The 15,903-nt window shown below is 49.5% G+C and carries 10 protein-coding genes; 6 read left to right on the forward strand and 4 right to left on the reverse strand.

Features of this window, described 5'->3' with window-relative positions; genetic code table 11:
• Positions 1 to 90: 90 nt before the first annotated feature.
• Positions 91 to 1,248, reverse strand: coding sequence for a XylR family transcriptional regulator (locus tag ACN0YH_RS03075; RefSeq protein ID WP_417378073.1), 1,158 nt, complete (start codon positions 1,246 to 1,248; stop codon positions 91 to 93).
• A gap of 198 nt (positions 1,249 to 1,446) precedes the next feature.
• Between ACN0YH_RS03075 and ACN0YH_RS03080 the strand changes: the two genes are divergently transcribed.
• Genes ACN0YH_RS03080 through ACN0YH_RS03090 form a run of 3 tightly spaced genes read left to right on the forward strand, consistent with a single transcriptional unit; the run spans position 1,447 to position 4,316 of the window.
• The gene (locus tag ACN0YH_RS03080) at positions 1,447 to 1,908 is read left to right on the forward strand and encodes a GNAT family N-acetyltransferase (RefSeq protein WP_417378074.1); all 462 of its coding nucleotides are present in this window, start codon (positions 1,447 to 1,449) and stop codon (positions 1,906 to 1,908) included.
• A 23-nt stretch (positions 1,909 to 1,931) separates the two neighbouring features.
• Complete coding sequence (locus ACN0YH_RS03085; protein ID WP_417378075.1) at positions 1,932 to 3,629, forward strand: FAD-dependent oxidoreductase; 1,698 nt, start codon at positions 1,932 to 1,934, stop codon at positions 3,627 to 3,629.
• Positions 3,630 to 3,677: 48 nt separating this feature from the next.
• Positions 3,678 to 4,316 (forward strand): hypothetical protein, encoded by a 639-nt coding sequence (locus tag ACN0YH_RS03090; RefSeq protein ID WP_417378076.1) that lies wholly within the window; start codon positions 3,678 to 3,680, stop codon positions 4,314 to 4,316.
• 24 nt (positions 4,317 to 4,340) lie between these two features.
• On the opposite strand, the gene ACN0YH_RS03095 is transcribed toward ACN0YH_RS03090, so the two are convergent.
• Together ACN0YH_RS03095 and ACN0YH_RS03100 are read right to left on the reverse strand one after the other, a co-directional pair.
• Positions 4,341 to 6,896 (reverse strand): protein kinase domain-containing protein, encoded by a 2,556-nt coding sequence (locus tag ACN0YH_RS03095; protein WP_417378077.1) that lies wholly within the window; start codon positions 6,894 to 6,896, stop codon positions 4,341 to 4,343.
• Positions 6,893 to 7,513, reverse strand: a complete 621-nt coding sequence (locus ACN0YH_RS03100) for an ECF-type sigma factor (protein ID WP_417378078.1) — start codon at positions 7,511 to 7,513, stop codon at positions 6,893 to 6,895. Before ACN0YH_RS03100 ends, ACN0YH_RS03095 begins: the two co-directional genes overlap by 4 nt.
• 267 nt (positions 7,514 to 7,780) lie before the next feature.
• Here ACN0YH_RS03100 and ACN0YH_RS03105 point away from each other — a divergent pair, with 267 nt between their 5' ends.
• The 3 genes from ACN0YH_RS03105 to ACN0YH_RS03115 all read left to right on the forward strand — a co-directional run bounded on the left by ACN0YH_RS03105 (position 7,781) and on the right by ACN0YH_RS03115 (position 12,561).
• Positions 7,781 to 8,665: a hypothetical protein gene (locus ACN0YH_RS03105; protein WP_417378079.1), complete on the forward strand. Its 885-nt coding sequence runs from the start codon at positions 7,781 to 7,783 to the stop codon at positions 8,663 to 8,665.
• Positions 8,666 to 8,834: 169 nt separating this feature from the next.
• Positions 8,835 to 11,132 carry an FAD-dependent oxidoreductase gene (locus ACN0YH_RS03110; protein ID WP_417378080.1) on the forward strand — a complete coding sequence of 766 codons (2,298 nt, stop codon included), beginning with the start codon at positions 8,835 to 8,837 and terminating at the stop codon, positions 11,130 to 11,132.
• Between the two features lie 103 nt (positions 11,133 to 11,235).
• Positions 11,236 to 12,561 (forward strand): 4Fe-4S binding protein, encoded by a 1,326-nt coding sequence (locus ACN0YH_RS03115; RefSeq protein WP_417378081.1) that lies wholly within the window; start codon positions 11,236 to 11,238, stop codon positions 12,559 to 12,561.
• Here the strand turns inward: ACN0YH_RS03115 and ACN0YH_RS03120 are convergent.
• Positions 12,558 to 15,854 carry a PAS domain S-box protein gene (locus tag ACN0YH_RS03120; protein WP_417378082.1) on the reverse strand — a complete coding sequence of 1,099 codons (3,297 nt, stop codon included), beginning with the start codon at positions 15,852 to 15,854 and terminating at the stop codon, positions 12,558 to 12,560. The genes ACN0YH_RS03115 and ACN0YH_RS03120 overlap by 4 nt on opposite strands.
• Positions 15,855 to 15,903 lie beyond the last annotated feature (49 nt).

Raw genomic sequence — 15,903 nt, forward strand, 5'->3', positions numbered from 1 at the left:
ATTATCAGGTTTTGCGTAGATTATAAAACTTGAAAGTGCAGAATGCCTCTGTTTTCAGGCATTTTCTGGAGTAGTGCAGTATGCATGTGATCAATGCATTTTCGCCCTGAATTCGCCAGGGGTCTCGCCTGCTTTTTCTTTGAACAGCGTGCTGAAGTGCTGTGTATGGCGAAAACCAATGCGTTGCGTGATCTGCGAGAGGGACAAATCGGTCGAGGCCAGCAGTTCCTTGGCCCGCTCCATCTGCGTGCGGATGATCTCTGCTTTGGGAGACCTGCCAATCGCGGATTTCATCTGGCGTTCCAGCGCGGTCCGAGACATGGGAACCGCTTTCAGGATATCGGAAACCTGAATTCCCTTGCAGGCATTTTCGCGGATAAATCGTAATGCCAGCGCGAGCTCGGGATCATCAACGGCAACCACATCGGAGGACTGTCGCGTCACGATTCCCAATGGCTTGAGCAGATAAGGCTCCGCAGGAACAGGAGCCCCCTTCATCATGCGGCTCAATAGCGCCGCTGCCTCAAAGCCGATACGTGTCGAATTGAAAGCCACGCTCGACAAAGGCGGCCGCGCCATCATACACAGGATTTCATCATTCTCGACTCCGACGACAGCAACTTCATCAGGAACCGAAATTCCCGCACGATCACAGGCATCGAGCAGCCAGAAACCCAACTGGTCGGTACAAGCCATTATCCCCACGGGCTTAGGCAATTCACGGACCCACTTCACCATCTGTTCCTGATGTTTTTCCCACTCGCGCGGCACTTCGGAGTCATCGGGAGAGGAAAACACGCTCACTTCATAGCCGGCGTTTTTGATGGTTTGAATGTAGTTATCGCGACGTTCTTCGAAGTAGACTTCACAACCGATTTCATAGACGCCAAAGTGACGAATCCCCCGTTCCAGAAAGTGTTCCGCCACCATCCGCCCCATCGCCTGGTTATCAATTCCCAGAAAAGGAAAGGAATGCTCAAGCTTGGTGGAACGTAATTCGACCGCAGGAATCCCCGAATCCGTAATGGCATCCGCCATTTCCTGACTGGTCGTGCGGCTCAGAATCCCATCACCTTTCCAGCGGGAAATCCATCCCGGAACCTGGGAATCCAGTGATCGCGGCATCACGAATACAGACCATTCTTCTTTTTCCGTGATAAACTGACGAATCCCATTCAGCAACCCCCGCCCGTGTGAGCGAGATGTTTCAATCAGTAAAGCCACATGAGGTAGGGAAGTCTTAGCCATCAGTGTCGATTCAATCGATATCTATTCTGCATCAGGAATGCAGTCGGGGACGTCATTTCAATTCAATGAAGGTAATCTTTTACAGCAAGTCCGTTTTCTGTTCAATCATGATCGAAACAGATAGGCAGACTTCGTACAATACTTTTCATGAACTTTATTTACACCACGCCAGATAAGAATTGACAGTGAAAGGCTTTCGTGGACTATCAGATCAAGCAGGCTCAGGCTCATGATTTTCTGGAAATTGCAGCGTTAGATCGTATCGCCTGGCCCATAGAGCCGGATACTTACATCCCGGATGGCGAACATGCCTGGAGACTCTGGTGTGAATACGCAACGGTCCTCATCGCTGTTTCTACCGCTGAAGGACCGGCACAGACACTCGCAGGTGCGCTGTTGATGTTTCCGACGAATACAGACGAAATCTTTCTGCATAAAATCATGGTTCACGCAGATTTCCGGGGACAGGGGATCGGCTCTGCGCTAATGAAACAGGCTTTGCAACGGGCTGATAAGGTTGTATTACTCACCGTGAACCCCGAAAACAGACCTGCTGTGAAGCTGTATGAGAGCTTTGGTTTCCAGATCAGAAAGAAAATCGAAGGCTATTATCGCCCCCATGAACATCGACTGTTGATGGAATTCCAACCTGCCACTTAATCTTTTGACAAATGGATTTTTTTATGAATCAGACTGAGCGGGTACTCATTTTGGGAGCAGGCATCAATGGCGTTGCGATTGCCCGCGAGTTATTGTTGAACGGGATTCCCGTCTGCATGATTGACCAGGGAGATCTCTCACAGGGGGCAACATCAAAATCATCCCGACTGGTTCATGGCGGCCTGCGCTACCTGGAATATGGTGATTTTTCGCTGGTAAAAGAATCCGTTCATGAACGCGGGATTCTGCTTGACCTGGCGCCTCATTTTGTCAAACCGCTGAGGTTCGCCATCCCGCTGGCCCATCGCGCAACGGGCGTCATGTCGTCCGGACTCCGTTTCCTCAGTGGTTTCCGCGTTCCCGGCGCACACTGGCTCAACAACAAGTTTTCCTTTTCGTCTGAGCGAGGCATGTATCTGGTTGACATGGGACTCACCATGTATGACTGGTTCGCCTCCAAAGGCAATCTCCCCCGCCATTCGGTACACGATGTGGGTGAACCAGGATTACCAGAGATCAACAAAGAGAAATTTCGCTGGCTTGCCTGCTATTCCGACGCACAAATGCATTTCCCCGAACGATTTGTCGTCGCATTATTACATGACTGCCAGAAAATTGCCCAGCAGAAAGGCGTCGCGTTTGAACTCCTGACCTACCATCAACTGTCACTGAAAAACAGGAACGCCCAGTTGACCTCCCTGCGGCATCCAGGTTTAAATCACGACTTGTTTGCTCCCACAGTCATCATCAACGCATCAGGGGCCTGTGGTGATCTGACCCTGCAACAGGTTGACATTCCCTCTCCCCGCCTGATGGGAGGCACCAAGGGAAGCCACATCATCACCTTCAATCAACCACTTCGGGACGCGTTAGGTGAGCAGGCCATTTATTCCGAAGCCAGCGACGGACGACTCGTCTTTATTCTTCCTTTTGGAGACTGCACTTTGATTGGCACGACCGACGTCCGCGTTGAGGGCAATCCGCTCGACGTCGCTGCCAGTCCCGAAGAGTTGGACTATCTGGTCGGCATGGTCAACATGGTCTTCCCGCAAGTGAAGCTGACGACCGATGATATCAACCTGCATTACAGCGGCGTTCGTCCCCTGCCTTATCAGCCGGAAGGCAAAGCAGCATCGATTTCGCGCGATCACTCCATTAAGGAATACGAAGGCCCTTCTGGCTGGATCGTCACTCTGGTGGGTGGGAAATTAACATCGTGGCGTGCCTTCGCTGAGAACGTCACCAGTCGCATCCTGAAAAAACTGGGAAAAAGCTATCACACAGAATCGAAAACCAGACTGATCCCCGGCGCAGAACATTATCCGCAAACACCCGAGATCCTCAAAGCAGAACAGGATCGCCTCGCCGAGAAGTTTCAACTGCCTCTGGCAAGTATTCAGACGCTCTGGGTTCTACAGGGAACCCTGATCGAAGAAATCCTGGAATCCCTGCCCGACTTTTCTTCCGAGTTGCTGCCCGGAACCAACATTCCCCGCCAATACGTCCTCTGGACCATTAATAACGAATGGGTCGAGACCATCGGTGACCTCGTCGAACGTCGGCTGATGTTGATCTTTGATGAAACCCTGCAGGCATCCACCCTGCAGGCGCTCGCTGACTGCCTGGTGGAAGCGGGCAAACTGGATGCTGCGGAAATCCCCACTTCAATCGATGAATACAAACAGCATCTGGCGAAGTATTACGGGAAAGCCGTCAGTTAATCAGCGGATTGTCTTTTTTTCTATTTTCATCAAGTGGGACTCAGACAAATGACAATTCCCAAAAAAGGGAGCCGCTCTCTGGTTGTTGATGAGGTTCGCTATCGCTGGGTTGCTTCGGTTCATGATAATGCAATCAATCTCGTGATTGAGTTGGCTGACGAGCCAGGTCAAAAACTGCAGACCTACTTCCACTGCCGCGACCTCTATGTGCGCAGTCCTGACGGCAAATGGCGATTCCAGTCGCAAATGCAATCGATCAAACCGTCCCATGTGAAACGCATCATCCGACACTCTTTAAGATCGGGTTGGAGTCCGGGTGAAAAGATCCACAAGCCCTATGTGCTCAGGGATGCAGCCAAAATCGCATTAACGATTGATATCATCGACATCGACTCCCGTTTCATTGAACCAGAAGCGAAAATGGCCTACATCAAAGAAATCGCAGCTGATTTTTTAGACACCTATATGGCGCTGTCGTTGTGTATGGATTTCAAGATGCATGACCAAATCATGGACTCCAGACCGGGAACACGCTTTCCCATTGGAGACGAAAACATGCAGAAAATGGGGCTCACATTTTCCGTTTACCTGGATTTTGTAAACGCAAGGAATCTTCCGGTCATTGCATTACAGTGTAATGAATTCCCTGACGTCGTCGAAACGTTCTGGTGGTTCTGTAGTACTTAATCCCCCGATACACGGCACACGGTATCAGTCAAGCGGCACTTCACGAACAATGCGGAACGCCCCGCGAGATGGTGTTTCCGGCAGACCATGTCCTCGGAGATATGAAGTCAGTTGTTCCGCTGGTTGCTGAAATCCCCCTCCCCGCCGAACACGTTCACGCCCTTGAGCCGGTCCCGTTGGATTCTCAACAGGTGAATCGGAATAGTAACGGGGACTGTAATAATCCTGGCACCATTCCCATTCATTCCCATAGACATCATACAGACCAAAGTCATTGGGACGTTTCTGTTTGACCGGATAGACCTGACTTTCAGAATTATTCAGGAACCACGCATACTGATGCATCTCTTCAGATTGATCTCCAAAAAACCACGCGGAATCGGTTCCGGCCCGGCACGCATATTCCCACTCGGCCTCTGTAGGCAGACGATACCGATCCCCTGTTTGATCGGAAAGCCACTCACAGAATGCGGTGGCATCATTCCAACTGATACTAACTGCGGGGGCCTGATCATTCACAGGCAGGTCACCCAGATTTTTCCAGGAATACTCCATCGTCTTCACCCAGTTGCCGCCTGACATTCCATAACCACCACTGCGTTCTGCATCCGTTTGATAGTTCGTCGCGTTGACAAATTCACGGAACTGCTGGTTCGTGACTTCAGTGGCGCTCATGTAAAACGGCCGGGTAAGAGTCACATTGTGAGCTGGTGCATCAGAATCTGCTGAAGACTCCCCCTGATCTCCCATCTGAAATTTGCCGGGGGGAATCAACATCAGATCAATTTCGACTTCTGATTCACCGGCACCGACGACAACCTCACGCTTGACAGGTAGATTCATTTTCGCAGCATACGTCAGCTGCAGGGGAGCAACTGTCGGATCAGCCGGATTTGTTTTCGAAGAACCTGCTGTTACTTCGGATTCGGTAACCGTGTGATCCGGCCCCTCCGGTTTCCAGGAAAAGGCGCCAATCAGAATGGCAGCGGCAACAGCCAGTCCCCCCCAGATCAAACCGCGGTTAGAATTGGAACCAGTCTTTGCCAGTTCCTGCTGACTGTTACTCGCCAGCATGGTCAACTCGGGAATCGCTGGTTCAATTTCGGTCGGCGCACTGGCCCAGCCAGCTTGGTTGGCCTGCCGTTGTGAACGCTCGTCCTGCGGTACCATCACGGTCTGATCATTCGAAAATTCCGTTGAGAAACTTTCCAGATCACTAATCAGTTCGGTTGCTGACTGGTAGCGATCATCGGGAGACTTTGCCAGCATCTTTTCGAAAATGGGATCGAATTCGGCCGGGACCAGACTGAGCCGCTCCGACAGACGGGGAATCGGTTCTTCTCTGTGAGCCAGAATGCGTTCTACTGTCGTTTCTCCCCGATAGACAGGCTGGGCCGTCAACAGAAAATAGAACGTGCAGCCTAGACTGTAAATGTCTGACCGGTGGTCCGCCAGCTTCGTATTCCGCGCCTGTTCGGGAGCCATATAGTCAATGGTCCCCATAAAAAACTGGCTGGAAGTTAATTCGGTTTGCGCATCAGCTCCCTGGATCATATCATTGGGCTGCTGGAGACGAGCCAGTCCCATATCCAGGATTTTCAGATCCCCCTGGTCATCGACCAGAATATTGGCAGGTTTAATATCACGATGAATGACTCCCTGGCGGTGTGCATACTCCAGTCCCTGTGCCACCTGCAGAATGCAGTTCAAGGCGTCGAAAAAGTCCAGTGGACCAGAGCTACGTACCAACTGCGTCAGGCTCTCACCGTCGATGTATTCACAGATCAGGTAATGGATTCCCTGATCTTCTCCAGCATCATAGGCAGTCACGATGTGAGGATGTGAAAGCTTTGCTGCCGTCTCTACTTCGCGTTCAAAACGTTTCAGGCGATCGGGAATATTCTGCAGGTCAGAGCGAATCACTTTCAACGCAACAATACGTTTCATCCGACGATGCAGTGCCTTATAAACGGTGCCCATTCCACCCGAACCAATTGGTTCCAGGATCAGGTAATCGGCAATTAACAAACGCCTGTTATCGTTGGACAGCAATACATCCGACTGGTAGTCCGTCATTTTCCCGGACTCCACCAGTTGTTCAGTCAGATCTGCAGAGGTTTGACTGGTTTGCTCTCCCTTTGTCGATTCTTGCAGTTTCGTCAGTTCTGCTTGCGAAACAATGCCCTCTTCCACAATCCGTTGCGTACACCGCTCCAATGAAATTGGAGCTGGAACGCTTTGTTGTGCGTCGGCTGCAGAATTCATTGCAGTTGCGAGTTGGTCCGCTTGTGTCGTTTCGATTACAGACACCAACCAGTCCGGCTCAAGGCCGGGAAACAGTTCCAGGTAATCGACAGATTTCGGAGTTTGCCCCAGTTGACAGCGATGCTCGATCTCCAGAGGAATCAATTCTTTGAGAATGACTTCCCGGTATTCTAATGCGACATTTTCCAGATAGTCATCAATCGAAGGCAGTTCCCCCAGCCTCAACTCTGATTCGTACTGATCACACAGTTGGTTGATTCTCAGCATCAGGTCTGAAGGAAGCTGTTCGAAATCTGTTTCATTTCGCGATTTCACAAATTGCAATCCTCATGCCACAGACGGGTAATCAACTGAAGTTTTCGTTCAACGGTTCGGCGGGCGCAACCTTGATTCTGCGCAATTTCAGTTGTAGTTTCCCCTTCCATTTTGGCCAATGCAACCTGTCTTAAGGCCGAATCACCTGTTTTGTCTAATAAATTCAACAGACCTTCCAGTTCTTCGGCCATCTGAACCGCAAATTCGGGAGAGGGTTGCTGCTGGATAATCGATTCAAAATCAACCTGCATGGACGTTTGCTTCCTGTGCATCCCAGCCCCTTCGCTTTTCCCGCTACCGCCGCGTTTCTGCCTGTTTTCCAGTCGAATCAGGTCCACTGATTTATGCGTGGTAATGGCCACCAGGAGCGGCCATAAATTCTGCCGATCGGTGATCTGTGAAAAACGGCCATTCTGTGCCCCCATACAGAAACTTTTAAAAGCACTCAGCGCCACATCTTCTTCGTCCGCCATCGCTCGTGGAGCACCTCGTAATTTCTGGCGGGCGACATCTACCATTTCCAGAAAATACGATTCCCACAACCTCTGCGCAGCCTGAGCGTCACCCGATTTTATCTGATCAATCCACTGTGTGACGGTTTCTTCAATGACAGACATGCAGACATGCTTTCCTGAACGGCTTTTCCGAAATTCAGATTGCTATTATATCGTGAAGTCCAGGCATTCAACAGCTTCGGTCTCATTCTCGCGGAAAGTATCTTATTTCGCGAATTTTTTGTCGCATCTTAACATTCGCTGACGAATTCTCTGCAACAGCCGTCTGAGCAGATCAGAAAAAGCAGGCTGATCTGTGTACATCACCCGATTTCAGCGAAGAAAGTCATTATGTTCCATTTTTCCTCAAACCAATTCAAAGCTTGCTTGTTGAGCTGTAGCTTTCTTGCAGTCAGTTGCCTGATGGACGTCGCTGCGCATGCTCAACAGATTCGGAACCAGCGGGACGATCTCAAAATATTGAGTGATGACTTTGATGATGCGTCTACTTTGAAACAGTGGTCGAGAATTTATCAGACGGAACAGAGCAATGCCGACCAACTCGAACAGTTTGATATCGCTAAAACGAAGCCGGGTTGGATGGTCATGATGCCTTACAGCAGCACGTGGTACAAGGACTACCGGGGGGTTCTGGCCTACAAAGAAATCAAAGGAGATTTTGTGGTCACTTCCCGCATTCGTGTCGCCCAACGGGGTGGCGATGGTGCACCACGCAGTAATTATTCTCTGGCAGGACTCATGATTCGTACTCCCCGTGATGTCACTCCTCAAACCTGGAAACCGGGCGGCGAAAATTATATCTTTCTCTCCCTGGGCGCTGCGAATCGACCTGGCTCATTTCAGTTTGAAGTCAAAACCACCCTCAACAGTCGATCGACACTGGCGGTCACCAACGCCGGGACTCCTGTCGCGATCATCCAGATCGCGCGCATTGGAAATGACTTCATCCTGCTGAAAAAAACACCAGAGGGAAACTGGAATGTCCATCAACGCTATCGCCGCGCTGATATGCCTGATCAGTTACAGGTGGGACTCACTGTCTATACTGACTACTCGACTGCTTCCCGCTTGAAAGCGCCCCAGCAGAATACGCAGGTCATTCGGAACGGTCGTCCGGATCTGGTCGCCGGATTTGACTATGTGCATTTCCAGCGTCCCGACGTGCCGACCTCATTACAGGGGAAATCATTCTCGAACCCGGCAGAGGTCTCAGATTCTCAACTTTTACAGTTTCTAGGTGAGCAAGCCCAATAATTAAGAACATTACTTAACAGACCCTCGAGACATTTCACGCGACACCCTGTTTGCAATTGATTCGCGGGCGGGTTTATAATCTCATCAAATGTTTATTTCGGATCGAATCCGTTCTGAATAAGAGTGAGATGATATCTACGCGGCAAATCAATGTCAGGAGTCTGTGAGAATGCGTTACCCGGTTAAATACCTCTCTTTATTCGCAGTGCTTGCGATCACACTATTCACGGTCGAATACGCGGCCGCTTCCCAGCCTGTTGAAGGCGTTCTGGTAGAAGCAGAAAGTTTCGACCAGCAGGGCGGCTGGAAACTGGATACCCAGTTTATCAACATCATGGGCTCTCCCTATCTGTTGGCGCATGGACTGGGCCAGCCAGTGGCAGACGCAGAAACGACCGTCCAGTTTCCTTCTACCGGAAAATATCGCGTTCTCGTTCGCACTAAAGACTGGGTTGCTCCCTGGAAAGCCTCCGGGGTGCCGGGCCGTTTCCAGCTGTTGATTGATGGGAAACCGTTAAAAGAAACTTTTGGAACAAAAAGCGCCAAATGGTTCTGGCACGATGGTGGTACGATCGAGATCACAAAACCGGAAGCAAAACTGGCACTGCATGACCTGACAGGTTTTGAAGGGCGCTGTGATGCCATTTTGTTTACCAAAGATCTCAACTATCAGCCCCCCAACGATCTGTCCCCCATGGATCAGTGGCGTAAAGGGATGCTCGGCCTGCCGGACCAACCGGAAAAAACGAAGAAGTACGACCTGGTCGTTGTCGGCGGTGGTTATTCCGGCATGGGTGCCGCCCTCTCCGCTGCCCGCATGGGCTGTTCGGTCGCGCTCATCCAGGATCGTCCTGTTCTGGGTGGTAACGGCAGTTCAGAAGTCCGTGTCTGGGCACAGGGACTGGTTCGTCGTGGAAAATATCCACATATCGGGGAAATCATCGCTGAATTTGCAGATTCGGCTGCAGCATCTCCGGGCACTTATGAAGAATATGGCGACAAATTAAAAGAAGATATTGTCCACGCCGAAAAAAATATCGACCTGTTCCTGAATACGCGTGCGTATGCTGTAAAAAAAGAGGGTGAAGCAATTCAGAGCGTGACTGCCTTCAATACCAAATCCAGCAAACGCACGGAATTTCTAGGTTCCCTCTTCGCGGACTGCACAGGCCATGGAGAAATCGGATACCTGGCGGGTGCCGACTATTATACACACGAAAAAGGACACATGGGCATGAGCAACATGTGGACCTGGAAGGAAGCCGAAACGGAAAAATCATTTCCGGATGTCAGCTGGGCACTCAACCTGAATATGGAAGACTTCCCCTACCCCAAGCGTTTTCATGGCGAATGGTTCTGGGAGAGTGGCTTTGATAAAGATCCGATCAAAGATCTGGAATCTATGCGGGACTGGAATTTCCGCGCCGTCTATGGTGCCTGGAACGCCATGAAAAACAAAGCAGGCAAAGACAAACATGCCAACGCGGAATTAACCTGGATGGCTTACATCGGCGGACCACGTGAATCCCGTATGCTCCGAGGCGATGTCATTCTGCGTAAAAAAGATATCGTAAACAAAATCACATTTCCCGATGGCTGCGTCCCCAGCACCTGGTCCATCGATTTACACTATCCCAAAAAACAATACATGCAGAAATACCCGGAAGACCCCTTTATTTCACAAGCCGTATTCGACAGTCGTGTTGACCGCAGATTCGGCTATCCCGTTCCCTACCGCTGTTTTTACTCACGCAACATCCCGAACCTGTTTATGGCTGGGCGCTGCATCAGTGTGACGCATGAAGCACTCGGAACAGTGCGTGTAATGAAAACGGGGGGTATGATGGGCGAAGTCGTCGGTAAGGCGGCAGCCGTCTGCACAGCTAAAGACTGCAGCCCCCGTGAAGTCTATACAGACTACTATCAGGACCTCGAAAAACTGATGTCGCGGAAAGGCGTCGAACGCCGTGATACAATTGATGGTCAGTTTTATATCCGGAAGGACTCCAAAGAACTGCCTCCTATCATTGATGCCTATATCGACCCGGAAACTCTCCCGGGGCTGGTCATCGATGATGAAAACAACAACGTTCAGTTCGTGGGCACCTGGACCAAAGGTGAAGGATTGAAAGGCTTTATTGGTAATCACTATGTCTATCATGGCAAAGGTAAAAAAGCCGAAATCCACTTTCATTTCCAGGTCGATAAAACGGGAAAATATGAAGTCCGCCTGGCTTATGGTCACCATGAAAATCGTGCAACCAACACTCCTGTCACCGTTCGCTCACCGCAGAATGAGAAAACAGTAAAAATCAATCAGAGAGTGAAACCACCTTTAAAGAATGGCTTTATTTCTCTTGGAACCTTTGAATTTGAAAAAGGTCAGCAAATTGAGGTCGTCATGTCCAATGAGGGAGTGGATGGCAATGTGCACGCCGATGCAATCCAGGTCCTGCCTGCTGACTGATTTTGCCGTCTGGAATACGACTCTGACTGCACTTCACATGAACTCAACACCTATGCGATAAACGACTCAGGCAATACAGATTGCCTGAGTCGATGAGAACAGGATGACAGACATACCGCAAGCCGTGAAGCCTCCACGACCGAAACGGCGCGCCAGTCACTTAAAGTCGCTTTTTCTCAAACTCTACCGGATCGCTATCCTGGTTCTTATTATCTGTCTGATCAGAGACTACTTCGTAAGACAGCGCGTGCAGGGCGAGTCTCCCATCGAATTACAGGAAGTCCGGAAGCTACTACCTGCTGCGCATTCGCTAAAAGTCGATCACTCGGACCGGATGGGGCTGTTTGTATTGGACGAAAAACAGAAAACTGTTGGGTACGCCATCCGCACTTCTCCGGTCTCCGACGACATTATCGGCTACTGCGGCCCCTCGGATACCTTAATCGTATTTAATTCTCAGACAGACCAAATCCTCGGCATCTCAGTCCGCAGCAGTGGTGACACTACCTCTCATGTAAATGATGTCCGCCAGAATGAATACTGGATGAACCTCTGGAAAGAATATGGCTGGAATCGTATCGCCAACCTGGATCTTCAGTCAGGGGAAGTCGAAGGCGTTTCCGGCGCGACCATGACCAGCATGGGCATCGCACATGCCATCGCTCATCGAATTCGCTTTTCGGAACAGAAGACGCAGGAAGATCCCCCTTTTCTGTTCCGGGGAAGAGACGCAACTATTATTGGCTTTTGTGTTGTCGCGTGTCTGATTACTTTTACACGCCTCAAGCGAATTCACTGGTTACGAAAGTTTTTCAAACTCGTCGCATTGATTTATCTCGGCTTCTGGACGGGAGACCTGCTGGCAGAATCATTATTTGCCGGCTGGGCCAGATATGCGGTTCCCTGGAGAACAGTCTTTGGACTTGTGGTTCTGGCTGCAGTCGCGGTGCTGATTCCCTGGACGACCCGTCGGAATGTTTATTGTCAGAGCATCTGCCCGCATGGTACCGCACAGGAATTTCTGGGACGATTACTTCCCGCACGGTCAAAGTGGAAAATCAGACCCGATATCAAACGGGCATTACGCTGGATCCCGGCTTTATTAATCGGGTTGATTCTTTTGATTCTCTTTTTAGGAATCCCAATTGATCTGGCAGAACTGGAAGCCTTTGATGCATATTTGCTGGCGTCCGCAGGGATCGCATCGATTATCATTGCAGTTGTCGGACTCGTAGCTTCCCTGTTTGTCCCACAGGCTTACTGTCACTATGGCTGCCCCACCGGTGCCATCTTTGAATTTGTACGATCGCATGGCAGGGCGGATCATTTCGGGAGAAGCGATCTGGTAGCCGGGCTGTTTCTGGTTCTGGCGATGATTTTGAACCGCTATGCGGATCAATTACAGCAGTTACTGCTGAACGGACTCTAATCGATATTGATATTGGACGCATCGTCCTGGATCTGTTGTCTGATCAATGCTTTGCTGATCACATTCACCAGTTTTTTAGGTTTGTAGGGTTTTTTGAGAAAATGCACGATCTCTGACCCCTGCATCTGTTCCGAAATATCAGTTTCACTCAATCCACTGGTAAGAATCACAGGGATGTCCACTCCCTTCTCCCTGAGCAGTTCAAACGTCTCGACACCACTTAAACCTGGCATGGTCATATCCAGCAGAATCACGCTGATCTCATCACGATGATTCTCATAAATGTCGACACCTTCTCTACCGGAATAAGCTGACATCACGGAAAAACCAAAACGTTGCAACACGCGATTCACCACATTACATACCGCCATGTCATCATCAATTACCAGGATAGAACCGGCTTCCACCGGTACATGCGATTCGGCACTGCCTTCATCATCGAGATCGGTAGACGCCGCGATTGCCAGAGGCAGAATGACGCGAAAGCAGGAGCCTTGATCTATCACAGACTCTACGCGTAAACCCCCATGGTGCCCTCTGATAATTCCAGAAACACCAGCCAGCCCGAGACCCCGACCGGTAAATTTGGTTGTAAAAAACGGATCAAACATTTTGGACTGACAGTCATCATCCATACCGCTCCCGTTATCTTCCACTTCGAGATAGACAAACCGTCCGGGAGTTCCATTTTCACAGAAGTAGTAATCTGAAAATTCGTGCTTGCCTATCTCGCAGACTCCGGTACGAATCCTGATCTTGCCTGCTTCGGCCTGGTTTTGAATCGCTTCAGAAGCATTGGTCAGTAAATTCAGCACGACCTGCTCTATCTGTCCTGTATCACCATGAATCATTAATTCTTCAGCGGACAGATCCAGATCAATGGGTGCATTCGGAGAAACAATCGATTTCATGATCTCCACTGTTTCCTGAATCACGCGATTTAAATTAAAGGTCATTGAGGCAAAGGTGCGTCGCCCGGAATACGCCAGGAGCCGCTCGCAGATTTTCGCAGCATGACGCGCGGCCATTTCTATGCTTTTCACGTAGGGACTCACTGGAGATTCCTCATCCAGTTCCATTAACACGAGATTCGTATTCCCGATGATCGCCAGAAGTAAGTTATTAAAATCATGTGCCACACCACCAGCAAGTACACCCAGACTTTCCAATTTCTGAGCATGCAGCATTTGTGCATGCAGATGATCTTTTTCTTCCTCAATCTGAATGCGATCTGTGATATCCCGGATTACCTTGATGTATCCGGTAATCTGATTATCAGAACGTCTGAGAGGGGTTACGATCGTCTCCCCCTGAAAGCGGGAACCATCGGCACGCAAATACTCTACAATAAACGGTTTTAAAACACGGGTATTGGGAAACGAAACACGGTTGAATTGCTCTTCATACAGACTGGAGGAGACAATGAGTTCGCGAATCGGCCTTCCCAGCAAATCAGCTTCTTTGCACCGGAAATGGATCTGAATCGACTCGTTACACATGACAATATTATGGCTGCGGTCAGTCACAATCATCACATCGGTTACGGAGTGGAAAATAGTCTGTAATAATATTCGTTGCCGATTCAGTTGCTCGATCGTTTTCTTTCGAACCGTTACATCAATCGCCAACCCGATACAACCAATAATTTCATCATTGATATTCCGTAACGGCTCGATATGGATATCCAGGGAGGTATTCTCATACTGTTGTTCGAAGCGTACAGATTCACCTGTCAGGGTTCGCTGATGCATCGCGGTCATATTGACAGAAACATCCTGCGATTTATGAAAATCATAGATCCCTTTACCCACCGTATCTTCCGGTTGAATCCCCAACTGGTTCAGCCCGGCTCCTACGATAGATGTATATTGATTATCCAGATCAGTCGTCCACAGGATGGCTGGAATCTGATCCATAATGATCCGCAGGCGTGCTTCACTTTCCAGGCGAATCTGCTGGGAACGTTTCAGGTCATCAATATCAATATGGGTTCCGATGATCTGCAGCGGAACCTTTTGCGGGCTGTAAGCAGAGATTCTGCCACGTGTAAAAACCCATTTCCAGCTACCGTCTTTTTTCTTGATTCGAACTTCGACATCATAAGAACTCGCTTTCCCTGAAACATAATCGTTCAACGCTTTCACCGATGTCACATAGTCCTCAGGGTGGATCATTTGAGTCCACGCCTGATTGATGGCAGCTTCCAGTTCTGCCGGATCTTTCAAATCCTGCAACTTCGCAAACGAGTCAGGAAATTCGCCGGGACCATAACCGAGCATGGCATACCAGTGCTCATCAAAATAGACTTGACCTGTCGTCAGGTTATATTCCCAGAATCCGATGGACGAACCCCGGGCAGCCATGGTAATGCGCAGTTCGCTTTCCTGTAGTTTCTTTTCCGCCTGTGCGCGACTGAGTTCAGCAGATGCCCGATAGGTATAATTCCGAATGACACGAAGTTTACACAGATTTTCTAAGACAGGACGATCTCCCAGCAGCATCAGATGGCCTTGAACCTCACCATCCTTATCGATCATTGGGAGACTGAAATAAGATTCAATGCCATTTTTGATGAGAAATTCATCTTCCGGATACATCCTGGAAACTCCCTGATGTACTGCATAGGGTTCCCTACCGATGGCATGCTCACAGGGAGAGCCCTCAATGTCGTACTCAAAATCGGGTCCCGGATCTCCATCAACAGAAACACCGAAGGTCTTACATTTAAGTCGCTGGTCATTTCGATGCTGAACCAGGCAGACATATTTCATTTTTAAAGCACGAGATAATTCCTGCACCAGACGTTTAAAAAATTCATCGCCGGTGACATCACTTGTAGCTTCAGTCAAAATTTTCAGTAATCGCTCATTTTGTCGCTGTGCGGAAATACTATTCAACAGCCAGAGTTGCTGTTCGGGGTTGTTCGGCAGTTTGACTTCACATAAATGCTGAACACCATCTGCTTGTTCAAACCAGATTTCAGCCTGATCTGGATCGCTGGAATCTGTTTCTGATTCCGCCGCCTTCAGTTCAAACAGCCGCTCCAGATTCGCTTCAAATAATTCGGGAGATTCGCTTGAGTTCCCCAGTAGCTCTTCGGATTGCTGGTTGATAAAGAGCGTTTCACCCGAGCAGAATACCACACCCGCGGGAATACTTTCGATTATTAATTTAATAGATGCATTGTCAGAAACTTGCGGATAGGATTGTTTTGTTGAATCCGTCCTATTTTGCGTAGTATCTATACGGAACTGTTTAATGTTCCCTCTGGTGGAAGCGAAGTGGAACTTCATTCACTGAGACTCCCCGGTCTGTTACTGATATTCAAAGTACCCGGTCATT

Source organism: Gimesia sp., from assembly GCF_048262075.1.
Lineage (GTDB): Bacteria > Planctomycetota > Planctomycetia > Planctomycetales > Planctomycetaceae > Gimesia.

Bases quoted from the DNA above. Each gene is read 5' to 3' on its own strand.
- ACN0YH_RS03075 (WP_417378073.1), bottom strand. From the start codon at position 1,248: ATGGCTAAGACTTCCCTACCTCATGTGGCTTTACTGATTGAAACATCT.
- ACN0YH_RS03085 (WP_417378075.1), top strand. From the start codon at position 1,932: ATGAATCAGACTGAGCGGGTACTCATTTTGGGAGCAGGCATCAATGGC.
- ACN0YH_RS03090 (WP_417378076.1), top strand. From the start codon at position 3,678: ATGACAATTCCCAAAAAAGGGAGCCGCTCTCTGGTTGTTGATGAGGTT.
- ACN0YH_RS03100 (WP_417378078.1), bottom strand. From the start codon at position 7,513: ATGTCTGTCATTGAAGAAACCGTCACACAGTGGATTGATCAGATAAAA.
- ACN0YH_RS03110 (WP_417378080.1), top strand. From the start codon at position 8,835: ATGCGTTACCCGGTTAAATACCTCTCTTTATTCGCAGTGCTTGCGATC.
- ACN0YH_RS03115 (WP_417378081.1), top strand. From the start codon at position 11,236: ATGACAGACATACCGCAAGCCGTGAAGCCTCCACGACCGAAACGGCGC.
- ACN0YH_RS03120 (WP_417378082.1), bottom strand. From the start codon at position 15,854: ATGAAGTTCCACTTCGCTTCCACCAGAGGGAACATTAAACAGTTCCGT.